This window comes from Embleya sp. NPDC056575, from assembly GCF_042793325.1.
In the GTDB taxonomy this organism is placed as follows: Bacteria; Actinomycetota; Actinomycetes; order Streptomycetales; family Streptomycetaceae; genus Embleya.
This window is the reverse complement of sequence record NZ_JBHTVA010000035.1, coordinates 60,242-84,190: the sequence shown is the minus strand read 5'-3', so window position 1 is coordinate 84,190 and position 23,949 is coordinate 60,242. Positions and strand designations below refer to the sequence as shown.

18 protein-coding genes, 1 other RNA gene and 1 riboswitch are annotated in these 23,949 nt (G+C 71.2%); of the genes, 11 read left to right on the top strand and 8 right to left on the bottom strand.

Annotated elements, in window-relative coordinates; translation table 11 throughout:
* Positions 1 to 67: 67 nt before the first annotated feature.
* The 5 genes from ACFRCG_RS26650 to ACFRCG_RS26630 form a co-directional block, all read right to left on the bottom strand.
* Positions 68 to 493 (bottom strand): hypothetical protein, encoded by a 426-nt coding sequence (locus ACFRCG_RS26650; protein ID WP_380035878.1) that lies wholly within the window; start codon positions 491 to 493, stop codon positions 68 to 70.
* A gap of 210 nt (positions 494 to 703) precedes the next feature.
* Positions 704 to 1,564: a carbohydrate ABC transporter permease gene (locus tag ACFRCG_RS26645; protein ID WP_380003143.1), complete on the bottom strand. Its 861-nt coding sequence runs from the start codon at positions 1,562 to 1,564 to the stop codon at positions 704 to 706.
* Between the two features lie 53 nt (positions 1,565 to 1,617).
* Entirely contained in the window at positions 1,618 to 2,979 is a 1,362-nt protein-coding gene (locus tag ACFRCG_RS26640) for an ABC transporter permease subunit (protein WP_380035875.1), read from the bottom strand.
* Between the two features lie 9 nt (positions 2,980 to 2,988).
* Entirely contained in the window at positions 2,989 to 4,332 is a 1,344-nt protein-coding gene (locus tag ACFRCG_RS26635; protein ID WP_380035872.1) for an ABC transporter substrate-binding protein, read from the bottom strand.
* Entirely contained in the window at positions 4,329 to 5,540 is a 1,212-nt protein-coding gene (locus ACFRCG_RS26630) for an ABC transporter ATP-binding protein (RefSeq protein WP_380035869.1), read from the bottom strand. The genes ACFRCG_RS26635 and ACFRCG_RS26630 overlap by 4 nt, the downstream gene beginning before the upstream one ends.
* A gap of 159 nt (positions 5,541 to 5,699) precedes the next feature.
* Positions 5,700 to 5,787, top strand: a riboswitch (ZMP/ZTP riboswitch).
* A 30-nt stretch (positions 5,788 to 5,817) separates the two neighbouring features.
* On the opposite strand from ACFRCG_RS26630, the gene glyA reads away from it, so the two are divergent.
* Entirely contained in the window at positions 5,818 to 7,068 is a 1,251-nt protein-coding gene (glyA, locus tag ACFRCG_RS26625; RefSeq protein WP_380035866.1) for a serine hydroxymethyltransferase, read from the top strand.
* 138 nt (positions 7,069 to 7,206) lie between these two features.
* On the opposite strand, the gene ACFRCG_RS26620 is transcribed toward glyA, so the two are convergent.
* The gene (locus ACFRCG_RS26620) at positions 7,207 to 9,831 is read right to left on the bottom strand and encodes an FHA domain-containing protein (RefSeq protein ID WP_380035863.1); all 2,625 of its coding nucleotides are present in this window, start codon (positions 9,829 to 9,831) and stop codon (positions 7,207 to 7,209) included.
* Positions 9,832 to 10,145: 314 nt separating this feature from the next.
* On the opposite strand from ACFRCG_RS26620, the gene ACFRCG_RS26615 reads away from it, so the two are divergent.
* The 3 genes from ACFRCG_RS26615 (at position 10,146) to prfB (ending at position 15,067) form a co-directional block, all read left to right on the top strand.
* Entirely contained in the window at positions 10,146 to 11,714 is a 1,569-nt protein-coding gene (locus ACFRCG_RS26615; RefSeq protein WP_380035860.1) for a serine/threonine-protein kinase, read from the top strand.
* Positions 11,715 to 11,859: 145 nt separating this feature from the next.
* Positions 11,860 to 13,917 (top strand): protein kinase, encoded by a 2,058-nt coding sequence (locus ACFRCG_RS26610; protein ID WP_380035857.1) that lies wholly within the window; start codon positions 11,860 to 11,862, stop codon positions 13,915 to 13,917.
* Positions 13,918 to 13,954: 37 nt separating this feature from the next.
* The gene (gene prfB, locus ACFRCG_RS26605; RefSeq protein ID WP_380035854.1) at positions 13,955 to 15,067 is read left to right on the top strand and encodes a peptide chain release factor 2; all 1,113 of its coding nucleotides are present in this window, start codon (positions 13,955 to 13,957) and stop codon (positions 15,065 to 15,067) included.
* Positions 15,068 to 15,397: 330 nt separating this feature from the next.
* Here the strand turns inward: prfB and ACFRCG_RS26600 are convergent, their stop codons facing one another.
* Positions 15,398 to 16,357, bottom strand: coding sequence for a hypothetical protein (locus ACFRCG_RS26600; RefSeq protein ID WP_380035851.1), 960 nt, complete (start codon positions 16,355 to 16,357; stop codon positions 15,398 to 15,400).
* A gap of 457 nt (positions 16,358 to 16,814) precedes the next feature.
* Positions 16,815 to 16,997: a hypothetical protein gene (locus ACFRCG_RS26595; protein ID WP_380002701.1), complete on the bottom strand. Its 183-nt coding sequence runs from the start codon at positions 16,995 to 16,997 to the stop codon at positions 16,815 to 16,817.
* Between the two features lie 236 nt (positions 16,998 to 17,233).
* On the opposite strand from ACFRCG_RS26595, the gene ftsE reads away from it, so the two are divergent.
* The 7 genes from ftsE to ACFRCG_RS26560 all read left to right on the top strand — a co-directional run bounded on the left by ftsE (position 17,234) and on the right by ACFRCG_RS26560 (position 23,738).
* Complete coding sequence (ftsE, locus tag ACFRCG_RS26590) at positions 17,234 to 17,923, top strand: cell division ATP-binding protein FtsE (RefSeq protein ID WP_078977036.1); 690 nt, start codon at positions 17,234 to 17,236, stop codon at positions 17,921 to 17,923.
* Between the two features lie 56 nt (positions 17,924 to 17,979).
* Positions 17,980 to 18,885 (top strand): permease-like cell division protein FtsX, encoded by a 906-nt coding sequence (gene ftsX / locus ACFRCG_RS26585; RefSeq protein ID WP_078977037.1) that lies wholly within the window; start codon positions 17,980 to 17,982, stop codon positions 18,883 to 18,885.
* A 171-nt stretch (positions 18,886 to 19,056) separates the two neighbouring features.
* A complete protein-coding gene (locus ACFRCG_RS26580) occupies positions 19,057 to 20,316 on the top strand; it encodes a peptidoglycan DD-metalloendopeptidase family protein (protein ID WP_380035849.1) in 1,260 nt (419 codons plus the stop codon).
* A gap of 57 nt (positions 20,317 to 20,373) precedes the next feature.
* A complete protein-coding gene (gene smpB, locus ACFRCG_RS26575) occupies positions 20,374 to 20,853 on the top strand; it encodes an SsrA-binding protein SmpB (protein ID WP_380035846.1) in 480 nt (159 codons plus the stop codon).
* Between the two features lie 144 nt (positions 20,854 to 20,997).
* Positions 20,998 to 21,367, top strand: a transfer-messenger RNA (tmRNA) gene (ssrA, locus tag ACFRCG_RS26570).
* A gap of 447 nt (positions 21,368 to 21,814) precedes the next feature.
* Positions 21,815 to 23,221: an NAD-dependent malic enzyme gene (locus ACFRCG_RS26565; RefSeq protein WP_078977039.1), complete on the top strand. Its 1,407-nt coding sequence runs from the start codon at positions 21,815 to 21,817 to the stop codon at positions 23,219 to 23,221.
* 235 nt (positions 23,222 to 23,456) lie between these two features.
* Positions 23,457 to 23,738 (top strand): HU family DNA-binding protein, encoded by a 282-nt coding sequence (locus ACFRCG_RS26560; protein ID WP_020553331.1) that lies wholly within the window; start codon positions 23,457 to 23,459, stop codon positions 23,736 to 23,738.
* Positions 23,739 to 23,949 lie beyond the last annotated feature (211 nt).

Here is a 23,949-nt window from a genome sequence, read left to right as displayed (position 1 = left end):
ACCGCCGGCCCGCAACCCCGAGGGGTTCCGGGCCGGCGGCCTGTGGTGCGCGTGTTCCGCGAGCCTTCTACGGTTCGAGCATGAGCAGTTCGTGTCGGCTGCGCTCGCGCACGGCCCACCAGCACGGCAGGTAGACCACCGCCGGCACACCGGCCACCAGGATCGACCACGTCGGGCAGGCCATCAGTATCGCCACCAGCGCGACGAACACGTGGATCAGGCCCACCGCGGCCGCACGTCCCAGCGCGCCGGTGCCGCGCCGCAGCGCCTCGCGCACCCCGACCACGCCGAAACCGCACATCACGGCGATGCCCGCGCACAACACCGACGCGACCAGCAGCAGATCGCCGAGCCCGTCCAGGCTCTTGCGGTCGTCGCGCACCGCGAACGACATCACCGCCAGCGTGCCCGCGCCCACGCTCATCAGCAGTGTCTCGACGGCCAACGCGATCAGCAGCGTGCGGAGAAAACCGATCCGACGACTTCCCCTCATTGTTCCCCCGAAATGACGTTTTGCCCCCCGTTTGATGCGCCCCCGAACCGGTTCCGCAACAGGGGTGGCACCCTACGCCTTCGGACGATGCCACACGGAATCGCGTTCCCGACGGCGGTATCCGTAACGAGTCCGGCACGAAACGCCGAGGCCGCGAGGCGGTTGTCCGGAAGTCACCGGACCGCCCCGCGGCCGTCGCCCATCGGTCGACTACTTCACGGCGCCCGCCATCACGCCCTGCACGAAGTAGCGCTGGAAGCCGAAGAACACGAGCACCGGGACGATCAGCGACAGGAACGCGCCGGGGGCCAGCACGTCGATGTTGGCGCCGAACGCCCGGGATTGCGACTGCAGGGCCACTGTCAGCGGCGCCGATTCGGTGTCCGCGTAGATCAGCGCGATCAGCATGTCGTTCCACACCCACAGGAACTGGAAGATGCCGAGCGAGGCGATCGCGGGCAGCCCCAGCGGCAGGATGACCCGGAAGAAGATGGTCAGGTCCGTACCGCCGTCCATCCGCGCGGCCTCGAGCAGATCGCGCGGAATGCCCGCGAAGTAGTTGCGGAGCAGGAACACCGCGAACGGCAGGCCGAACGCGACATGGAAGAGCACCACGCCGGTGATCGTGCCGAACAGCCCGGTGTCCCCGTACAACTTCGAGATCGGGATCAGCGCCACCTGCACCGGCACCACGAGCAGCCCGACCACGACCAGGAACAGCCAGTCCCGACCGGGGAATTCCAGCCAGGCGAAGGCGTAGGCGGCGAGCGAGCCGATCAGGATCACCAGGAGCGTGCTGGGCACGGTGATCCAGATCGTGTTGAGGAACGCCCGGGTCATGTCCTTGTTGTCGAGCAGCTTGTCGTAGTTCGAGAAGGTCAGGTCGCTCGGCTTGCCGAGCACCTTCCACCACCCGGACTTGCTCATCTCCTGCGGATCGCGCAGCGAGGACACCAGCAGGCCGAACGTGGGCATCAGCCAGAACAGCGCGATCAGCGCCAGCAGGACCGCCGCCAGGCCGCCGCCGGTGCGGCCGACGATTCGCGAGGCGAGGCCGCGCTTGATCCCCATCTCCGGTCGTGGCGGCGGGGCGGGCTTCGTCAGGTCGGGGGCCGCGGGCGCGCTCACCGGTTCTCCCTTCGGAAGCGACGGATGTTGAACAACATCGCCGGCAGCACCAGCAGGAACAGCAGGATGCCGATGGCACTGCCCAGGCCCTGGTTGTTGCCGCCGCCGAAGGAGGCGATGTACATCTGCAGGGCCAGGACGTTGGCCTCCTTCTGCGACGAGCCCAGCGAGATGATGTACACCAGGTCGAAGATCTTCAGCACGTTGATCACCAGGGTGACCATCACCACCACGAGCACCGGCGCGAGCAGCGGGATGGTGACCCGGCGGAAGACCTGCCACTCGGTCGCGCCGTCCACCCGGGCCGCCTCCAGCGCGTCCCGGGGGATCGCGGCCAGGCCCGCGGCGATCAGCACCATCGCGAAGCCGGCCCACATCCAGATGTAGGCGCCGATGATCGCGGCGGTGATCAGGTTCGGTCCGAGCCAGTCGTAGCCGGCGAACGACTTGGCGAAGTTGGACGCGGCCAGCCGCAGTTGCACCGGGCCGTCCTTGGCGGCGGACGCGGGCAGGGTGAACGAGCCGTCCTTGCCGGTGGTCGCGCTCGCGACGGTGTGTCCGCCCCGGACCGCCTCCACCTTCACGCCCGGCAGCCCCTTCTCGCCCGGGTCGACCACGCCGGGTTTGCCGGCGTTGCCCTTGCTGAAGTCGACCCAGACCACGCCGCCCAGGCCGCCGGCGGGCGGCACGCCGGGCCGGGCGTTCTGCGCGTCACCGGGGATCTTGTTCGCGGGCAGCGCCACCAGCGGCAGCAGCGCGGTGCCGTCGGCCGCGGTACCGGCCCTGGTCACGAAGCCGCCGCCCTGGGGGGTGAGTACGGCGTCGTTGCGCGGGCGGGCGCCGGGATAGGGCGCGCCCTCGCTGAACACGTCGTGCACGCTGGTCAGCACCGCGTTGGCCACACCCTGGTCGGGGTCGCGGTCGTACACCAGTCGGAAGGTGATGCCGGCGGCCAGCATGGACACCGCCATCGGCATGAACACGATCAGCTTGAACGCGGTGGCGAAGCGCACACGTTCGGTGAGTACCGCGAAGACCAGGCCGAGCGCGGTGACCGCGGCGGGCACCACCAGGACCCAGATCAGGTTGTTCTTCAGCGCGGTGAACGTGTTGTCGTCGGTGAACAGTTCCTTGTAGTTGTCGATCCCCACGAAGTCCGACCAGCCGTCCGCGCCGAACAGGCTGCGGATCAGCGACCACACGATCGGATAGGCGACCAGGACGGCGAGCATGACGACGGCCGGCAGCAGGAACAGCCAGCCGAGCAGGGTGCCCGAACCGAGCCCGCGCGTCTCGCGCGCGGGCGTCGGCTTTGTCTTCTCGGGCACCGCGACCTGTGCGGGTGCCTTGTCACTCATGGCCGTCGATCACCCGGCCGAGTAGGCCTTGGCGGCGTCCGCCTCCAGTTTGGCCTGCGCCCCCGCGACATCGGAGGGATTGCGCAGGAAGTCCTGGAGGTCGCGCCACTCGCCTTCGCCCTTGGTGCCGCCGAACGCCGCCGGCGCCTGGTCGGAGAGGTCGAAGCGGAAGTCCTCGCCCGCCGCGATCAGGTTCTTCGCGATCCCGCGCGTGGTGTCGTCGCGGTAGGCCGCGAAGTCCAGGTTCTTGTTCGGCGAGAGGTAACCGCCCTGCTGCGCCCACACCTTGGCCGCGTCCGGCGAGGCCAGATACTTCAGCAGCGCCTGGGCGCCGGGGGAGTCCTTCATCGCCACCGCCACGTCGCCGCCGGTGACCACCGGCGCCTTGCCGGTGCCGACCGCGGGGAAGCCGAAGAACTTCGCGTCGGCGCCGATCTTGGCCTTGGTGTCCTTGATGATGTTGGTGCCGATGAAGTCGCCGCCCGCGATCATGCCCGCCTTCGGCGGATCGCCGAACGCCTGCGGTACGGACGCGGGGAACTCGGTCTGGAGCACGCCACCGGAGCCGCCGGGGAACCAGTCGCTCTTGCCGAAGACCTGGGCCAGCGTCTCCAGCGCGGCCTTCACCGAGGGATCGGTCCACGGAATCTTGTGCTTGGCCAGTTGGTCGTACTTCTCCGGGCCCGCCTGGCTCAGGTAGATGTTCTCGAACCAGTCGGTGAGCACCCAGCCGTCGGCGCCGCCGATCGCGAAGGGCGGTGTGCCCGAGTCGGAGATCAGGCCCGCGTTCTTGAGCAGGTCGTCCCAGGTCTTCGCCTCGGTCGCGCCGGCGTTCTCGTAGACCTTGGCGTTGTACCAGATCAGCGACTTGTTGGCGCCCTTGTAGTACACGCCGTAGAGCTTGTCCTGGTAGGAGCCGAGCTTTTGCCACTGGCCGGAGAAGTTGGCTTGCACGCTCTGCTGGACGTCCGGCGCGAGGGGCTTGATCCAGCCCTTTTGCGCGAACTGCTGGAGTACGCCGGGCTGGGCCAGGAACGCCACGTCCGGCGGCGCGTTGCCCTCGACCCGCTGGCCCAGGAACGTGGAGGCGCTGTCGCCGGTGGGGATGAACTCGGTCTTGGCCCCCGTACGCTTCTCGAAGTCGGCGAGCACCTTCTTGAACGCGGCCTGTTCGTCACCGGTCCACACCGCCGCGACGCTCACCGTGGTGCCGTCGAGCCTGGGTACCGGCGCACCGCCGCCGCTGGGCGTCGAGTCGCTCTTCTTGTCCTTGCCGTCGCCGTCGTCGCTGCAGGCCGCGAGACCCATGGCGAGCATCGAGGCGACCGCCAAGGCGCCCACAAGCCGCTTCACGCATCCTCCGTAATGGACAGACCCGTCTCCGGGTCGAAGAAGTGCAGTCGGTCGGTCGCCACCCGCATCACCACGCCCGCGCCCTCGCGGGCACGGGTGCGCGGGCCGAAGCGGGCCACGAGTTCGGAGTGCGCCGCGTCCGGATCGGGCACCTGCTCCTCCGCGCCGACGTCGCGTGCCAGTTCCTGGACGTCCTCGGTCACCGCCGGCGGTGCGTCCACGCTCACGTGGACCAGCACCTCGGAGCCCATCGCCTCGACCAGGTCGGCCTCGGCCCGCAACACCGCGCCCGGCGCGGGCTCGGCGCCCTCCAAGGCGGCGTCGTGCAGGTCCTCCGGCCGGATGCCGACGATCAGCGACCGCCCGGCGTATCCGCCCAGGGCCGGCCGGGCGGCGAGCACCTCGGCGGGCACGGACAACCGCTGACTGCCCACGCTCACCGCGAAGTCGCCCGCCTTGTCGCGGGTCAGCTCGCCGGTGAGCAGGTTCATCGCGGGCGAGCCGATGAAGCCCGCCACGAACAGGTTGACCGGGTGGTCGTACAACTCCTGGGGTGGCGCGACCTGCTGGAGCACCCCCTTCTTCATCACCGCGACCCGATCGCCGAGCGTCATCGCCTCGGTCTGATCGTGCGTCACATACAGCGTGGTGACGCCGAGTTCGCGGGTCAGCCGAGCGATCTGGGCGCGCATCTGCACGCGTAGCTTCGCGTCGAGATTGGACAGCGGTTCGTCCATCAGGAACGCCTGGGGCTCACGGACGATCGCCCGGCCCATCGCCACCCGTTGCCGCTGTCCGCCGGAGAGTTGGCGCGGTTTGCGGCCCAGGTGCTCGGCCAGCCCCAGCGTCCGCGCCGCCCGGTCGACCCGCTCGCGGATCTCCGCCTTGGGCAACTTCCTTAATCTGAGCCCGAATCCGATGTTGTCCCGCACGTTCAGATGCGGATACAGGGCGTAGCTCTGGAACACCATCGCCACGTCCCGATCCCGCGAGGGGATCCGGTTGACCACCCGATCCCCGATGCTGACCGTGCCCTCGCTGATCTCCTCCAGGCCGGCCACCATGCGTAACGCGGTGGTCTTGCCACATCCGGACGGACCGACCAATACCAGGAACTCCCCGTCCGCAACGCTCAGATCGAGCGAGGTGACCGCTCTCGTGCCATCGGTGTAAACCTTTCCGACCCCATCCAGAACCACTTCCGCCACGAATTTCCCCCGAGGGTGGACAGATGTCGCCTTCCGATGTCCTGTCGTACGCCTGGTGTGGCGTTCGCCACAAGCCCTGCCCCACGCAACGAGCCTTATTCGTGACTTTCGATCATCAGTGCGTAATGGGGGGACGGATGCCGGTCGCGCTCCGTATGCTGACCGTGCCGCGACTGGCGTACACGTGGAATGACCACGGGGGAGCGGTGGTTCCGCCGACGAGGTGTCGTCCGCCTGGGCACCCGGCTCACATCCCGTTGTGAACCGAGCCGGAGGAATGATGGACCGCCATGTCGAACTCGGCCGCACCGACCCGGAGATCGCGTCGCTCGTGCGGGCCGAGGAGGCCCTGCAGCAGGACACGCTGCGGCTGATCCCGAGCGAGAACTACGTCTCCGCCGCCGTGTTGGAGGCGACCGGGACGGTGCTCACCAACAAGTATTCCGAGGGGTATCCCGGCCGGCGCTACTACGAGGGCCAGCAAAACGTCGACCCGATCGAGAACATCGCGCGCGAGCGGGCCAAGTCGCTGTTCGGCGTGGAGCACGCCAACGTGCAGCCCTACTCGGGCTCGCCGGCCAACCTCGCGGTCTACCTCGCCTTCGCCCGGCCCGGCGACACGGTGCTGGGCATGGCGCTGCCGAGCGGCGGGCACCTCACGCACGGCTGGGGCGTGTCCGCGACCGGGACGTGGTTTCGGGGCGTGCGCTACGGGGTGCGCGCGGACACCGGGCGCACCGACCTCGACGAGGTGCGCGACGTGGCCCTGCGGGAGCGGCCGAGGCTGATCTTCTGTGGCGGTACGGCCGTGCCGCGCACGGTGGACTTCGCCGCGTTCGCGGAGATCGCCCGCGAGGTGGACGCGATCCTGGTCGCGGACGTGGCGCACATCGCCGGGCTGATCGCGGCCGGGGTGCACCCCTCGCCGGTCCCGCACGTGGACGTGGTGTCCACCACCACGCACAAGACGCTGCGGGGTCCGCGCGGGGCGATGCTGATGTGTCGCGCCGAGCACGCCAAGGCGATCGACAAGGCGGTCTTCCCGGGCCTGCAGGGGGGACCGCACAACCACACCACGGCGGCGATCGCGGTCGCGTTGCGCGAGGCGGCGACGGAGGACTTCCGGGCCTATGCGCGGCAGGTGGTGGCGAACGCGCGGCGACTGGGGGAGGAACTGGCCGCGCGCGGGTTCGAGTTGGTGTCGGGCGGGACGGACACGCACCTGCTCCTGGTGGATCTGACGCGGCGCGGGGTGCCGGGCAAGGTCGCGGCGCGGGCGCTCGATCGGGCGGGGATCGTGGTCAACTACAACACGGTGCCGTTCGATACCCGGTCGCCGTTCGACCCGTCGGGGATTCGGTTGGGGACGCCGGCGCTGACGTCGCGCGGCGTGGGGGTGGAGGACATGGCGTTGGTCGCCGGGTGGATCGATCGGGTGGTCGGGGGGTCGGAGGACGAGGAGTCTCGCGTGCGGGGTGAGGTGCGGGAGTTCTTGGGGCGGTTCCCGGCGCCCGGGTTGGCTGTGTAGTCGGTCGGCTCGGGTCGGTGTACCCGCCCGCTCCGCCGGTTGCGGTCGGTGCTCGGGCTGCGGGGTTACCGCGCTTCGGGCGGCGATTGGGCCCGTGGGGCTTGGTGGCTGCCGGGTTTCGGGCTGTCGGGCCTTGGGCTATCGGGCTTTTTGGGTCAGGTGCAGGGGGGCTCTGGGCCATAGGCGGGATTGCGACGGGGTGCCCAGTTGCTCGGCGGCGCGGCGGACCGCGCCGGTGAGCAGGGCCAGGTCGGTGGGGCCGTTGCCGCCGCCGACCGGGGTGGGGCGGCGGGCCAGGCGGTTGCCCATCTCCTGCCACTCCTGGCGCACGACGGTGGGGCGCAGGGTCGCCGTGCGCGGCATCCGGCCGGTCACCCGGCCGCCCTGGAAGGGGATCACCGCGCCGTCGCGGCCGCGCACGAAACCCCGGCCCGGGTAGTCCTCGTCCACGCCCGCCGCGTCCTCGACGTCGATCAGCACGCGGGAGGACTGCGGATCGTCCACGCGCAGGGCGATCCGCAGTTCGGCGCCCGCCGCGGCCTCGATCTCCAGGCTGCGGGCGGGCCGACCCGTGGTCACCAGCAGGTGTACGCCGTGCGCGCCGCCGCGGTGGGCCACCTCGGCCAGGCCCTTGACGCACCCCGGGTACGACTCGGCCAGCAGGTCTATGTCGTCCACCGCCACCACCAGCCGGGGCAGCGCTCCGCCCGGGCCCGCCCGGTACGCCTCGAACGAGGTGCCGCGCAGCAGCCCCTCGCGGCGGTCCAACTCGTCGCGCACGGCGGCGATCGCGTCGCCCGTGGCCGAGACGTCGGCGTCGGCCGGCGAGCCCACCACGTGCGGCAGGTCGGACAGCCCCTCGGGGCCCCGGACCAGCGCGATGGCCAACTCGTCGGGCCGGTTCGCCACCGCGAGCGAGCACAACACGGAGGCCAGCAACTCGGAGCGGCCCGAGCGGGCGGCCCCGCCGATCACCACGTGCGGTCCCTCGGTGGACAAATCGACGGTGATCGCCCCGCGCGCGTCCGAACCCAGCACCGCGCGCGGCGAGTGGCCCGCCTCACGCCAGCCCGCGAGCAGCTTGGCGGGGGTGAGCAGGTCCAGGTTGAGCAGGTCGAGCAGGCGGACCGACTCGGGCAGCGGCGAGGTGACCCGGCGGGTGGCCTCGCGCAACGGGGCCAGCGCGCGGGCGAAGCGGTCCGCCCACGCGGAGGACACCGCGTCGGCGACCACGTCGGTCAATCGGCGCGTGCCCGGTCCGATCAGGTCGATCCGGGTGCCCACCTCGCCGGTGACGTGGGCCACCGCCGAGCACTGCGCCGGCAGGTCCTCGGCCCGCTCGTCCAGGCACAGCGCGTGTACCCCGGCCGCGGGGCCCTCGACCAGGAGCCGGACGATCTCCGGCCGGGCGGCCAGTCGGCCGGCGCCGTCGAGCACGACCACGGTGCGTCGGACCGGCACCCGCTCGGCGGTGTCGATGCGGTCGAGCAGTTCGCCGGCGCGGGCCAGCACCTGCTCCGGGCCCAGGCCGACCAGGAGCCGGCAGTCCTGGCCCTCACCCGGTCGCAGATGCGGCAACCAGCGGGCCCAGGACCAGTCGCCGGCGGTGGCGCCGTCGGCGCACAGCACGACCAGTTCGACGTCCTGCGGCCCGTGCAGCCCGGCGAGTTGGGCGACCACGGAGCGGGCCAGACCGAGCAGCCGAAGCCGCGGTCCGGCCAGGCCGAGGACGGTGTCCTCGAGCGAGACGGTGACCGGTACGGAGAACGCGGTCAGCCTGCGCTCCGCGCCGTCGCCGGCCGAGGTCGGCGGCTCCACCAGGGTCACCCGCGACGGCAGGTCGCCGACCCCCAGGCGCACGCTCAGCGCCTCCGGGTGGCCGGCCGCACGCTCCCACAACCGGCCCACCGGACCCGGCTCGCCGGTGGCCAGCGCGTCGAGCAGCAGCGTGGCCGGGTCGGGCGACTGGTCGCGGCGCCAGCGCACCTCGTCGAGCAGCGCCGAGCGGGCCGCCGCCTCGATCGTCTCGCGCTCGGTCCCGCCGGCCCGGCGGCGCAGCGCGAACGGGCGCCGCCGCCCCGGCGCCTCCTCGGGCAGTTCGAAGCGGGCCCGGGCGGGCACCGGCAACCGCGCGCGGGCGACCCGGCGGACCTCGATGTGGCCGGTGCCGTCGGCCCGCGCCGGGGCGCCGGAGGCGTCGTCGGGCGAGCCGTAGGGCTGGGGCGGGAACGTCTGCAGGGTGGACTCGCCGACCCGCAGCAGCGATCCCGGCGGCAGGTCGACCGGCTCGCGCCCGACCGGCATGCCGTCCACGGTGGTGCCGTTGGTCGAGTCGAGGTCGGCGACCCGGATGCGACCGGGCTCTATCCACAGTTCGGCGTGCAGCCGGGACAGGTCGGGATCGCCCAGCCGCACCTCGGCCTCGGGCGCGCGGCCGATCCGTACCCCGCCCTGGTGCAGCAGGTGCACACCGCCCGCGTCCGGCCCCCCGACCACCCGCAGTTGCGCGGACCCGGCGGAGGGGGAGGGGGAACCGAGCGCGTCGACGGTGATCAGGGCGCCGTCCACCAGGGGTGGTCGGCCCACGGGGGTGTCGTCGCGCAGCCGCACGTCGCCCACCCAAAAACGTTGGCCGTCGGTGCCGGAGGCGGTCCGCAGCGCGCCCGCGATCCCCGCGAAGGTCGTACCGGACGGCGCGGTGACGAGCACGTCGGCGCCCGGTCCGGTCCGCTGCGGTCCGTGCACGGTGAGCCGGATCTGCATGCGCGCCCTCCCTCCTCCGAGCAGAAAACAAGAGGCATCCTCGCACCCACGACCGCCATGTCGCCCACGGCCGGACGGACGAAGGTTCTTGTCCGAATTTCGACCGCAAACGACCGGGTCGCCGGCGAATCGCCCGAACACGGGAGCGACTCCGACCCCACCGCGCCGACCTCCCGACGTCGACCCCGTGTCGAGTATCCGCCGAGAACCCGATCGGACAAGGTTCGACCCGGCCGGCCGAACCGTACCTGCGGTCGATGCGTCCGTACCTGAGTACCACCTAGGGTGGGAGGCAACCCGGCACCACCGCCCAGGTGGCGGACAGGACAGTGGGGAGCGGCGTGGACCGGCCGGTCGGCAGCAAGTATCTGCTCCAGGAGACCCTGGGGCGCGGAGCCAGTGGCACCGTCTGGCGCGCGAGCGTGCGCGACTCCGGCGAGGTGGTCGCGGTCAAGGTGTTGCGCGAGGAGTTGGGCACCGACCCGGACGTGGTCACCCGCTTCCTGCGCGAGCGCTCACTGCTGCTCAACCTGCGCCACCCCAACCTCGTACACGTGCGCGACCTCGTCGTCGAGGGCGAGACGCTCGCCCTGGTGATGGACCTGATCGACGGTCCCGACCTGCGCACCTACCTGCGCGACAACGGCCCGCTCCCGGCCGCCCCCGCGGCGCTGACGATGGCTCAGATCTGCGACGCGTTGAGCGTGACACACGCCGACGGGGTGATACACCGCGACCTGAAACCGGCCAACATCATGCTGGCCCGCAACGGCGACTCGCTCTACCCGATGCTGACCGACTTCGGCATCGCCCGGCTCGCCGACTCGCCCGCGCTCACCCGCACCCACGAACTCGTCGGCACCCCCAGCTACGTGGCGCCGGAGACCGCCGAGGGCCGCCCGCTCACCCCCGCCGTGGACGTCTACGCGGCCGGCGTGGTGCTCTACGAGCTGGTCGCCGGACACCCGCCGTTCCGCGACACCAACCCGATCGCGCTGCTGCACCACCACCTGACCGAGATTCCGACGCGGCCGGCGGGCATGCCCGACGCCTACTGGCTGATCACCGAGCGCTGTCTGGCCAAGCAGCCCGAGGTGCGGCCCGACGCCGCGGGTCTCGGCCGCGCGTTGCGGATGGCCGCCGACGTGGTCTCCGGCGCGCGACCCGACGACGGCTCGATCGCACAGGTGCTGGCCGCGAGCGCGTTCGGCGCCCGAGCCGGCGGCGGTGGGGCCGCCGACGCCACCCGCGCGCTCCCGCAGACCCGGGCCGGCTACCCGAGCGCGCCGACCACTCCGCCGCCGACGCCGCCCGTACCACCCGCGTCGCCGAACGCGACCCGGGTGATGAGCACGCAGCCGCCCGGCTACCCGCAGCCGCAACAACCGCCGCCCACACGGCAACAACCGCCGCAGCAGGCCCCGCACCACCCGCCGCCCGCCTACGCCGAGCCGATGCACAGCCGGCCCGGCCCGCCCGCGCAGGCCGATCCCGGCCCGCCGCCCCCACCGCCCCCGCCGCGCTACCGCCGCGACGAGGAGGCCGAACGTGAGCCCCGGCGCCGACCGCGCGCCGTGCGCGAGCCGGACGAGCCCAGGGAGCGCGAGCCGCGCGACCGCCGCGAACGCGAGCCGCGCCGGCGGCGGTTCCGGCTCACCAGCATCCCCGGGGTGGGCTGCACCATCGGCTGCCTGCTGCGGCTGGTGATCATCGGCGCGGTCCTGTTCGCCGTCTACTGGTTCAGCCCGCTGCACGACTGGGTGAACTCCGCCATCGACACCTTCGATACCGTTCGAGGCTGGTACGACGACGTCAAGGACTTCGTCACCGGCAACGACGGCGGCGACAAGGGCGACGGCAGCGGCGGTGGCGGCAAGAACTGACGCGAAGTCATCCCCCGGTCGCCGCGAGGACGGCCTCGTACACGCCGTCCTGCCCGACGGTCCCCGCATTCGGGGGTCGGCCGCGTAGGGTGCGGTCGGGGAAGTCCGCTGTGAGCACCACGCTCGCTGGGTCCACGGAGCTGCTTTGGCACGCAAGATCGGTAGCCGATACGTCGCCCTGAAGGTGCTCGGGCGCGGCGCCAGCGGGACCGTCTGGCAGGGCGAGGGCCCCGAGGGACCCGTCGCGATCAAGCTGCTGCGCGAAGACCTCGCGTCCGACCAGGTGTTGGTCGCCCGCTTCGTGCAGGAGCGCACCGCGCTGACCAGCCTCGACCACCCCAACATCGTGGGCGTGCACGACCTGGTCGTCGACGGCACCGACCTCGCCCTGGTGATGGACCTGGTGATCGGCCCCGACCTGCGGGCCCGGCTGGAGCGCGAACGGGTACTCACCCCGCGCCTGGCCGCCGCGATCGTCGCCGACGTCGCCGACGGCCTCTCCGCCGCACACGCGGAAGGGGTGATCCACCGCGACGTCAAGCCCGAGAACATCCTGATCGACACCTCGGGCGGGGTCTCCCGGGCCCGACTCACCGACTTCGGCATCGCCCGCCTGGTCGACGCGCCCCGCCGCACCCGGGCCACCCGGATCATCGGCACGCCCGACTACCTGGCCCCCGAGATCATCGAGGGCCTGCAACCGACGGCCGCGGTGGACGTGTACGCGCTGGCCACCGTCCTGTACGAACTGCTCACCGGCTGGACGCCGTTCGGCGGCGGACACCCCGGCGCGGTGCTGCGCCGCCACGTCACCGAACCGGTGCCCGGCATCCCCGGCCTGCCCGACCCGCTCGCCGCGGTGCTCGCGTCGTGCCTGTCCAAGGCGCCCGCCGCGCGGCTGACCGCCCGCGAGTTCGGCGAGCGGCTGCGCTCGGCCCTGCCCGCGCTGATCGGCCTGCCCGCGTTCGACGTGCCCGACCCCAACGGCACCGCGGGCCGCCAGGACACCCCCGTGCCGCGCCCGGCCGGCGTGGTCCCGCTGGTCTCCGGCATCTCCGAGGCCGCCGACGGCAGCCGGGACACCCACACCAACCTGACCCGCCCGGTGTTCGAGGAGGCGGTCCCGGTGCAGTCGCACCGGCGCGGCAAACCGGCGCGCGGCGGCCGGCGCCGGTGGGTCGCGGTGCTCGGCGGCGTGCTGGCCGTGGTCGTGATCGGCGCGGGCGCGATGTGGCTGGGCAAGGACGACGACAACCCGGCCCGCCCCGCCGGACAAAGCACCGGATCGCCCACCGACACCGCGCCCGGACCGACCCGCGGCTCCGAGGGACCGGCCCCGCAGCGGGCCCCCGGCAGCTACGCGTGGGCCGCGTTCGCACCGCTGCCCGCCGCGCCCGTGCTGCTCCAGGGCGGCCCCGCCGCGGCTCGGGTCGACGCGGACCGCAGCTACCTCGTGCAGCGCGACGGCGACGGCGGCCTCTGGTACGTCTCCGGCGACGGCGCGCGCTGGGGCGAATGGCGCAGGCTGCCCACCTTCCGCACCACCGACGACCCGGCGGCGGTGGCCACCGGACCCGGCCGGATGGACGTGTTCGCCGTCGGCGCGAGCGACAAGCTGCTGTATCGCGCCACGTTCGCCGACGGCCGCTTCGGCGAATGGACCAGGACGGACACCAAGACCAAGCTCACCGGCGCGCCCGCGGCGGTGGCCACCGGCGACCGGATCGACATCGTGGCCCGCACCGCGAGCGACGGCCTGGCCGCGGGGTCGCTCACCGGCGGCGGCTGGAGCGGCTTCACCACGGTGCCCAGCGCGGGCCGGATCGAGGCGGCGCCGGCGCTGACCGCGAGCGGCCCCGGCACGCTGGACGCCTTCGTGGTGCGCGCGGGCGACCACGCGGTGCTGCACATCACCAGCGTCGACGGTACCTGGCGCGAGCCGGAGCGGGTCAACCTCGCCGCGTCCGCGCGCCCGGCCGCCGCCTGGAGCCAGGCCCGGGGCCTGGTCGTGCTGGCCCGGGACGGCAACGGGCGACTGCTCGGCGCGGTGCCCGGCGAGGGCGGCTGGCGGCCGGTCGACCCGAACACCGCCAGCGCCGACGCCCCCGCCGCGGCGGCCGTCGGCGCCGACCGGGTCGACGTGTACGTCCGCGCCGACAACGGCCGCCTGCAAGGCGCCGCGTCGACCCCCGACGCGGGCTGAGTCCCGAGTCGGGCCGTCGTCCACTTAGGATGGGTGCGTGGCTGCCGTTGATCCTTCCGAAGAGCTCAAGTCCGTCGAGTCGACCATGGGGTCGATCGAGGCCGTCCTCGACCTCGACAAGATGCGGGCCGACGTGGCCGCTCTCAACGAGAAGGCGGCGGCGCCGGATCTGTGGGACGACCCCGAGGCCGCGCAGAAGGTGACCAGCCGGCTGTCGTTCCTCCAGGGCGAACTGCGCCGGGTCGAGGACCTGCGCCGCCGGATCGACGACGTGAACGTCCTGTTCGAGCTGGCCGAGGCCGAGGACGACGCGGACACCCGCGCCGAGGCCGAGAGCGAGCTGGCGGCGGTGCACAAGGCCGTCGGCGAACTCGAGGTCCGCACCCTGCTGTCCGGCGAATACGACGCGCGCGAGGCGCTGGTGACCATCCGCTCCGAGGCCGGTGGCGTGGACGCCGCCGACTTCGCCGAGATGTTGCTGCGGATGTACACCCGCTGGGCCGAGCGGCACGGCTACCAGACCGAGGTCTACGACACCTCCTACGCCGAGGAGGCCGGCATCAAGTCGGCCACCTTCGCGGTCAAGGTGCCCTACGCCTACGGCACGCTGTCCGTCGAGCAGGGCACGCACCGCCTGGTGCGCATCTCGCCGTTCGACAACCAGGGCCGCCGACAGACCTCGTTCGCGGGCGTCGAGGTGTTGCCGGTGGTCGAGCAGAGCGACCGGGTCGACATCGACGAGTCCGAACTGCGGGTCGACGTCTACCGTTCGTCCGGTCCCGGCGGCCAGGGCGTCAACACCACCGACTCGGCGGTGCGGATCACGCACATCCCGACCGGCATCGTGGTGTCCTGCCAGAACGAGCGCTCGCAGATCCAGAACCGCGCCTCCGCGATGGCGGTGCTCTCCGCCAAGCTGCTGGAGCGGCAGCGCCAGGAGGAGCAGGCCCGGATGAACGCGCTCAAGGGCGAGGGCTCGTCCTGGGGCAACCAGATGCGCTCCTACGTCCTGCACCCGTACCAGATGGTCAAGGACCTGCGCACCGAATTCGAGGTCGGCAATCCGCAGTCGGTGCTCGACGGCGAGATCGACGGCTTCATCGAGGCGGGTATCCGCTGGCGCAAAACCCAGCAGACCGCCGCCGCGTAGCCGAGACCGGCCGCCGGAAATTCCGGTGAACAAGTCGATATCACGGCCCGGGACGCCCACGATTCGGTGGGGGTCCCGGGCCGTGTGGCGTTGCGCTTTCGTGCCGATTTTCGCGGCGAATCGGAATTAACCCCCGCAACCCTCTCCGAACGCCCTTGACGCGGCATCCGCCCGGTTACCAGTCTGAACAGCGGCATTACCGCGACGCATCCGATCAGGGGAGTCCGAAGCGCATCGACAGATGGCACGGACGCGCGTCGGGTGATGCCCAACGGCGTTTGGGACCCCACCCGCGCCGGCGCGGATACGGGGATCTCATCCAACTGGGGGTTAATTGATGTCAACCAAAATGCGCGTCCGGACGGCTCGGATGGCCGCCGCTGCGCTGTTCGCGGCGGGCGCGTCCTTCGCGGTCGCCGGCGTGGCGAGCGCGACGGACGGCGGTCCGGACGACGGGTGCGAGCAGACGCACACATGCCCGGGTGGTCCGGGCGGTACCTCGACGGGTACTTCGACCGGTGCGTCGACCGGCACGTCCACGGGCACCTCCACCGGCACGTCGACCGGCACGTCGACCGGCACGTCCACGGGTACCTCGACCGGCACCTCGACGGGGACCTCCACCGGTACGTCGACGGGTACCTCGACCGGTACTTCGACGGGAACGTCCACGGGTACCTCGACGGGTACGTCCACCGGAACCTCGACGGGTACTTCGACGGGAACGTCCACGGGTACCTCGACCGGTACGTCCACCGGAACCTCGACGGGTACTTCGACGGGAACGTCCACGGGTACCTCGACCGGTACGTCCACCGGCACGTCGACGGGCACCTCGACCGGCACCTCGACGGGTACGTCCACCGGAACCTCGACGGGTACCTCGACCGGTACGTCGACCGGTACGTCGACGGGTACCTCGACCGGTACGTCGACGGGTACCTCCACGGGTACCTCGACGGGCACCTCGACCGGTACGTCCTCGGGCACCTCGGCCGGGACCACCAAGGGCAACTCGGGCGGCTCGGGCAACACCACCAAGGGCAACTCGGGCGGCTCGGGCAACACCAGCAAGGGCAACTCGGGCGGCAGCACCGGCGGCAACACCTGTGACGCCACGCACGCCTCCGGCGGGCTGGACCTGAACTGCGGCGGCGACGGGAACACCCGGACGAGCAGCGGCAACGACCAGCAGAACGCACCCGTCCGCGACTTCGGCGGCGGCGACACCGCGCCGGCGCAGCAGGCCGCGAAGAAGGAACTGGCCGAGACCGGTTCCGGCGCCAACATGGCGTTCCTGATCGTCGGCGGTGCCGCGATGGCGGCCGGTGGCTTCACCTTCACCGTGCTCCCCGCGCGGCTTCGGCGCCGGCAGCAGGCCCCCGCGGCCTGAGTCGAAGACTTGTGCCCCGGCGCGGCGGTGCCGGGGCACTGAATCCGCCGTCCCGGCGTTCCGAGCCGGGCGCACCGCGGTCATCGCGAGTGCGTCTGTGAAACGGTCGGCCCGGAACCGGGGGCGGTGGGCGGTACCCGCGGTACGCGGTCGGGCCCTGTGCCCGGCCCGAGAACGGGGCGCCCGCTCGGATCGGTCCGCGCCGGACAGCTGCCGGCAAGGGCGGGTTCGGGTTCCGGAAGCCGCGGAGCGCCGCTGCACAGCGCGAAGGCCCTGGGGGCACCCAGGGCCTTCGTCGTGTCCGGTCTCGGCTGTTGCGGGGTCTCTCCCGGCCGCCGGCGCGCTTCGGGCGGCTCAGCCGCCCACGCGGGCCAGCAGCAGCGCACACGCCAGCACGAGCAGGGCGAGTGCCGCCACCATCGCGGGGTTGATCCCGCCGGAGCCCCTGAGGCGTTCGCGACTGGCTCGACACGTCGGGCAACGACCCTCCGTGACCAGTCCGGCGCAGTTCGCACACACCAGGCGGTCCAAGGTCATCTCGACTCCTCCGCCTCGATTGCTCCGCTATCACGCATCGATACACATAACGCTCACGACGCGGCGGGAAGTTCCCGTCGCCCTCCACTGTGCCGCTTACACTCACGGAATGGCCATGCCCGACGACCACTCCGTTCGAGCCTGGGCGCCCGGCTCCCGACGGTGTGGTCCCTTGGCCTCCTCTGTGCCCCCAGCTGCATGCCCTGCCCCCTACACTGGCGCACCGTGATGCAACCGTGATCCGATTCGACAACGTCAGCAAGACCTACCCGAAGCAGCCGCGCCCCGCGTTGCACGACGTCTCCCTCGAAGTGGAGAAGGGTGAGTTCGTCTTCCTCGTCGGGTCCTCGGGCTCGGGTAAGTCCACCTTCCTGCGGCTGGTCCTCAAGGAGGAACGGCCGTCCCTGGGCAACATCTTCGTGGCGGGCAAGGACCTCGGCCGACTGTCCAACTGGAAGGTGCCCGCGCTGCGCCGCCAGGTGGGCACGGTCTTCCAGGACTTCCGCCTGCTGCCGAACAAGACGGTGTACCAGAACGTCGCGTTCGCGCTCGAGGTGATCGGCAAGCCTCGGGGCACGATCCGCAAGGTGGTACCGGAGGTTCTGGACCTGGTGGGGCTGGGCGGCAAGGAGGAGCGCATGCCCGGCGAGCTGTCCGGTGGTGAGCAGCAGCGCGTGGCGATCGCCCGGGCCTTCGTGAACCGGCCGATGATCCTGATCGCCGACGAACCCACCGGCAACCTCGACCCGCAGAACAGCGTCGGCATCATGAAGCTGCTCGACCGGATCAACCGGACGGGCACCACGATCCTGATGGCCACGCACGACCAGGCGATCGTGGACCAGATGCGCAAGCGCGTCATCGAGCTGGAGCAGGGCCGACTCGTCCGCGACCAGTCTCGCGGCGTGTACGGCTACCAGCACTGATCCACCGGACCACCCCGGCGCGGCAATCCGGCCGCGCCCCTAGCGACTAGGACATCATGCGCGCCCAGTTCGTCCTCTCGGAGATCGGAGTCGGTCTCCGCCGGAACCTGACCATGACGATCGCGGTGATCGTCAGTGTCGCGCTGTCCCTCACGCTGGCCGGAGCGGGTCTGCTGCTGCGGGTTCAGGTGAACGAGATGAAGGACTTCTGGTACGACCGGGTCGAGGTCTCGATCTTCCTGTGCGGCAAGAGCGACCACGGGCCCGGTTGTGAGGGCGGCGAGGTCTCGAACGAGCAGCGCGAGGGGTTCCGCGCGGAACTCAGCCGGATGCCCCTCGTGGAGAAGACCTACTACGAGACCAAGCAGGAAGCGTTCCAGCACTTCAAGGAGCAGAACAAGGAATCGCCGATCTCCGGCAGCGTGACCGCCGATCAGCTGCCGGAATCCTTCCGGGTCAAATTGAAGGACCCGACCAAGTACCAGGTGGTGGCGAGCGCGTTCCAGGGGCGCCCGGGCGTGCAGTCCGTCCAGGACCAGCGCAAGATCCTGGAGCCGTTCTTCAAACTGCTGAAGAACGCGCAATGGGCGGCGCTCGGGGTGATGGTCTTCATGCTCCTGGTGGCGATCCTGCTGATCGTCAACACCGCCCGGGTGTCCGCGTTCAGCCGCCGCCGGGAAACCGGGATCATGCGCCTGGTCGGCGCGTCGAACCTGTACATCCAATTGCCGTTCATCATGGAATCCGCGATCGCCGGGTTGCTGGGCGGCCTGATGGCGACCGGGTTGTTGAGCGCCGGGTTCTACTTCGGCGTGAAACAGGGGCTCGGCCAGCAGTTCAGCGCGTTCGATCTGATCGGCTGGGGTCCGGTGTTGATGACCCTGCCGTGGCTGATCGTGTTCGGCGCGGTGATGTCGGCGATCGCGTCGTTCTTCACCCTGCTGAAATACCTCAAGGTCTGAGCACCGGCCGGACACCGGGTACCCGGAGCGGCCCGAGAGCCCCGCAGCGCCACGGCGGGGGGGGGGGCTCGAACGTCTGTATGCGTCCGGATGGGTTCCGTGTGGGTTCGTATTACTTCCATACCGGTGTGTTCAGTGGCGATTCGTGTGCATTCCGCGTTTCTTGTGATCATGCGCAGAATTCGGACCAGGCGACTCGGATTGTCGGTGCTCGTGGTGATCACGGCCGCCGCGGTGGGTTTCGTGCCGGCGTACGCGGACGGCGACGACGACGGTGACGTGCGGGCCCGGAAGCAGCGCGCCGATGTGGCGGCCCGGGACATGCGGGCCGACCTGGACGCGTCGCTGGCCCGGCTGACCGCGGCGGAGAAGGCGTACGCCGAGGCCGAGGCGGCCGCGCCGGGGGCCCGGGTCGCGGCCGACGCCGCGCGGGCGAAGGTGGCCGAGGCGCAGGCCCGTACCGCCGATCTGGGCCACGCCGTGGAGCTGGCGGAGGCCGCGGTGACCACCGCGGAGGCCGAGTTGCGCGACGTGGCCGCCTCGACGCAGGCGGTGCGCGACGACGTGGCGCAGCTGGTGGGGCGGGCGTACCGCGGCGGGCAGATGGCGCAGTTGTCGATGATCCTGCGCGCGCAGACCCCCGCGGAGCTGCTGAGCAGCCTGGAGGGCTATCGGCGCATGGTGCAGACGGACCACGAGACCATCGCGCGCCTGGAGCGCACCCGGGACGCGGTGGACGCCCGCCGGGGAGAGCTGGAGCGGCGCCGCGAGGAGGCCCGGCGCAGGCACGCCGAGGCCGGGCGGAACCTGGCCGAGGTGCTCGCGCTGGAGAAGACCGCGACCGAGGCGGCGGCGAGGGTGACCGCGCTCGGCGCGCAGCGCGAGCGCGCGCTGGCCACCGCGCGCGAGGAGAAGGCGGCCGACCAGCAGCGCTACGAGGCGATCCGCGCCGAGCAGAAGCGGCTGACGGAGCTGGTCAACCGCAGTAACGCGCCTGCCCGGGGCGCCGGGGCGCAGACGTCCTCCTCGGCCACGGGCGGCGCGCTGTCCTATCCGGTCCGCGGTTCGATCAGTTCGGGCTTCGGGATGCGCTACCACCCGATCCTGGAGTACACGAAGCTGCACACCGGCACCGACTTCGCGGTCCCCGAGGGCACCGCGGTGGCCGCCGCCCGCGAGGGCACGGTGGTGCAGACCGGCTACAACGCGGCGTACGGCTACCGCGTGGTGCTCTCCCACGGGCGGGTCGGCGGCGTGGCGCTGACCACGACGTACAACCATCTGTCCCGGATCACCGTGCGCGAGGGGCAGCGGGTGGCCCGGGGCGACCAGGTCGGCCGCTCCGGCGACACGGGCTGGTCCACCGGCGCGCACCTGCACTTCGAGGTGCTGGTGGACGGCGACTTCGTCGACCCGGCACTGTGGTTGTGACGGCCGGCCCGGCTCCGGGGTAATGGGCTTGCGGCCATGCGCGAGAATGCAGGGATCATGGCGAAAGAGATCGGGCGCAAACTCATCGCCCAGAACAAGAAGGCGCGGCACGACTACCTGATCGAGGACACCCTCGAAGTCGGGATCGTGCTGACCGGCACCGAGGTCAAGTCGTTGCGGGCCGGCAAGGCGTCCCTGGTGGACGGCTTCGCGAGCATCGACGGCGGCGAGGTGTGGCTGCACAACGTGCACATCTCGGAATACTCCCAGGGCACGTGGACCAATCACACGGCGCGACGCAAGCGGAAGCTGCTGCTGCACCGGCACGAGATCGACAAGCTGGTCCAGTCGACCCAGGAGACGGGTCACACGCTGGTGCCGCTGAGCCTGTACTTCAAGGACGGCCGGGCGAAGCTCGAACTGGCGCTGGCCAAGGGCAAGAAGAACTACGACAAACGACAGACCCTGCGCGAACAGCAGGACAAGCGGGAGACGGAGCGCGTGATGTCCAAGTACGTGCGCGGGCGTCGGCAGTGAACCGGCGGCGAGGGTGACCGGCGGGGAATGAAGTGGACCGGTCCGACGTTGGACCGTACGATGTGCCTGGTTCGGCTCGAGCATGTGTGGCGAGTCGGGCCGTTCGAGCAGGACACCCTCGGGTGGTTGCTTGAAAATTCAATAGGGGGTGATCGGTTTCGACTGCGGCTGTCGAAGCAGAGGAAGCGAGCCGAGGAAGCGACAATGATCTCGTTAACCATATGTCGCAAACAAATAATCGCCGATACCAAGCGCGATTCCTTCGCCCTCGCTGCCTAAGCGAGTATCCGAAGGTGTCAGACCGGGTGCGTCCCCGCCCCGGACCCTGGCATAATCTAGGGGACTTCACCGCCCGACCCGGTTACGGGGTCGTTCGGGACAAAAAACAGTAACTGGGCCCGTCGGTGTCTTGTCCACGTGAACACCGGGGCCGAGAAAATCGTTGTGGACTGCGCTCGGAGAAGCTCTGGTTCCGCACCGTAGGACGCGGGTTCAATTCCCGCCACCTCCACCCCTGTTGAACAAAAAGCCCGGTGTGCCCGCACACCGGGCTTTTCGCATGCCCGGGCGGATGCCCGTGACACGCACGTGCGGATCGGGACTGCCGCCGGTGCGAGGTTCCGTACGCCGAAACGGCGGCCCCGGAGGGCCGCCGTCTCGTTTCGTCGAGGACACCGACCCGCCAATGCTCGCCTCTCGGCAAGTGGTCCCTCGTAGGGACTAATGGTTGGGCCCGGGGGCTTGGATCGAGCCGGTGTCGTTCACCAGCGTAACCGACCCTCCCGCCGGCGCCGGGAGATCGGCGAAGGACGAGGATCACAGTTTGCGTGGTCGGGGGGTCCGGGTAAGGCGGGCTCCCGCTCGCCCCGGCCGGCACGCCGATGTCCACGAAGTGAGACCATCGGGAGCGATGCGACGTCGGCGGAGACGGGCGTCGCAGCGATCGGAGGAGAAAGAGTTCATGCCCGCAGCGCCCAGCGCCTCGTACTCGATCACGGCTCGGCTGGAGGTCCCCGCAGGGGGTCCGTCGGTCAGTCGGCTCACCAACACGGTGGAATCCGCCGGGGGGTCGATCACCGCGCTCGACGTCACCGCGTCCGGCCACGAGCGCCTGCGGATCGACGTCACGATCGCCGCGACCTCGACCGATCACGCCGACCGGCTCGTGGAGGCGATCCGCGAGATCGAGGGCGTCACCCTCGGCAAGGTCTCGGACCGCACCTTCCTGATGCACCTCGGCGGCAAGATCGAGATGCAGTCCAAGCACCCGATCCGCAACCGCGACGACCTCTCGATGGTCTACACCCCGGGCGTGGCGCGGGTGTGCCTGGCCATCGCGGAGAACCCCGACGACGCGCGCCGGCTGACCATCAAGCGCAACACCGTCGCGGTGGTCACCGACGGCTCCGCGGTGCTCGGCCTGGGCAACATCGGCCCCAAGGCCGCGCTGCCGGTCATGGAGGGCAAGGCGGCCCTGTTCAAGCGCTTCGCGGGGATCGACGCGTGGCCGATCTGCCTGGACACCCAGGACCCGGACGAGATCGTCCGGGCCGTGCAGGTGATGGCGCCGGGCTTCGCCGGGATCAACCTGGAGGACATCTCCGCGCCGCGCTGCTTCGAGATCGAGCGTCGGCTGCGCGAGACGCTGGACATCCCGGTCTTCCACGACGACCAGCACGGCACCGCGATCGTGGTGCTCGCGGCGCTCACCAACGCGCTGCGGGTGGTCGGCAAGAAGATCCAGGACGTGCGCATCGTCATGTCGGGCGCGGGCGCGGCCGGCACCGCCATCCTCAAGCTGCTCCTCTCCGCGGGCGCGGGCCACGTGGTGGTCGCGGACGTGCGCGGCGTGGTGCACACCGGGCGCGAGGACCTGGGGACGGACCTGCGCTGGATCGCCGAGCACACCAACGAGCAGGGCCTGACCGGCACGCTCAAGGAGGCCGTGGTCGGTGCCGACGTCTTCGTGGGCGTGTCGGCGCCGAACGTACTCGACGGCTCCGACATCGCCGCGATGGCCGCCGACTCGATCGTGTTCGCGCTGGCCAACCCGGATCCCGAGGTGGACCCGGCGGCGGCCCTGGAGCACGCCGCGGTGGTCGCCACCGGGCGCAGCGACTTCCCCAACCAGATCAACAACGTGCTGGTCTTCCCGGGCGTCTTCCGCGGTCTGGTGGACGCGCAGAGCCGGCACATCAGCGACGACATGCTGCTCGCCGCCGCGCGGGCGCTGGCGTCGGTGGTCTCCGACGACGAAGTGAACCCGAACTACATCATCCCGAGCGTTTTCCACCCGGAGGTCTCCTCGGTGGTCGCCGCGGCGGTGCGGGACGCGGTGTTGGCGGAGCGTCAGAACCCTGCGGGATGATCGTCGTACTGTCGGTCCGTATCCCGGTTGCGGGGCCCCCCGAACGGCCCCGTAATCTGCCGGAACCGCGAAATCACGGGGCTTTCCCAGTGATTTGGCGTGTCCTTGATTAGCTTCCGGGCATGGATGAGTGCAGGATTCGTCCCCGGGGCAAGAACAGCGAGTTGGACTGAACCACGTTTGCGACCACGTTCCGTGGTCGTCGGCGGAGGTCAGCAAGACACGGGAGTGACACATGAACCGCAGTGAGCTGGTGGCCGCCCTCGCGGAGCGCGCCGACGTGACCCGCAAGGACGCGGACGCCGTACTGAGCGCGCTCGCCGACGTGGTCGGCGAGATCGTCGCCAAGGGCGACGAGAAGGTCTCGATCCCGGGCTTCCTCACCTTCGAGCGCACCCACCGTGCCGCCCGCACCGCGCGGAACCCGCAGACCGGCGACCCGATCGACATCCCCGCCGGCTACGGCGTCAAGGTTTCGGCGGGCTCGAAGCTCAAGGCCGCGGCCTCGGGCAAGTAAGTCCGTAGCAGCCCCGGTGGAAACCGGAAGGGGGGGGGGCCCCCCGGGGGGATCCGCCCCACCCGGGGGGTGGGGGGGGGCCGGCGGGGGGGGGGCTGCCGCGCCTGGGGGGGCCCCCGCCCCCGCGGGGGCCCCCCCGGGGGGGGGGGGGGGCGGGGTGGGGGGGGGGGGGTTTGCTTCGGGGGGGGGGGCGTTCCGTGAGGGCCAGGGT

What these genes read in the sequence shown, in the direction of transcription:
- ACFRCG_RS26640 (WP_380035875.1), bottom strand. Translation starts at nt 2,979, where the DNA reads ATGAGTGACAAGGCACCCGCACAGGTCGCGGTGCCCGAGAAGACAAAG.
- ACFRCG_RS26580 (WP_380035849.1), top strand. Translation starts at nt 19,057, where the DNA reads ATGCGCAGAATTCGGACCAGGCGACTCGGATTGTCGGTGCTCGTGGTG.
- ACFRCG_RS26645 (WP_380003143.1), bottom strand. Translation starts at nt 1,564, where the DNA reads ATGGGGATCAAGCGCGGCCTCGCCTCGCGAATCGTCGGCCGCACCGGC.
- smpB (WP_380035846.1), top strand. Translation starts at nt 20,374, where the DNA reads ATGGCGAAAGAGATCGGGCGCAAACTCATCGCCCAGAACAAGAAGGCG.
- ACFRCG_RS26595 (WP_380002701.1), bottom strand. Translation starts at nt 16,997, where the DNA reads ATGACCTTGGACCGCCTGGTGTGTGCGAACTGCGCCGGACTGGTCACG.
- ACFRCG_RS26565 (WP_078977039.1), top strand. Translation starts at nt 21,815, where the DNA reads ATGCCCGCAGCGCCCAGCGCCTCGTACTCGATCACGGCTCGGCTGGAG.
- ACFRCG_RS26560 (WP_020553331.1), top strand. Translation starts at nt 23,457, where the DNA reads ATGAACCGCAGTGAGCTGGTGGCCGCCCTCGCGGAGCGCGCCGACGTG.
- ftsX (WP_078977037.1), top strand. Translation starts at nt 17,980, where the DNA reads ATGCGCGCCCAGTTCGTCCTCTCGGAGATCGGAGTCGGTCTCCGCCGG.
- ACFRCG_RS26600 (WP_380035851.1), bottom strand. Translation starts at nt 16,357, where the DNA reads ATGTTGGCGCCGGAACCGGTCTCGGCCAGTTCCTTCTTCGCGGCCTGC.
- ACFRCG_RS26620 (WP_380035863.1), bottom strand. Translation starts at nt 9,831, where the DNA reads ATGCAGATCCGGCTCACCGTGCACGGACCGCAGCGGACCGGACCGGGC.
- glyA (WP_380035866.1), top strand. Translation starts at nt 5,818, where the DNA reads ATGATGGACCGCCATGTCGAACTCGGCCGCACCGACCCGGAGATCGCG.
- ACFRCG_RS26650 (WP_380035878.1), bottom strand. Translation starts at nt 493, where the DNA reads ATGAGGGGAAGTCGTCGGATCGGTTTTCTCCGCACGCTGCTGATCGCG.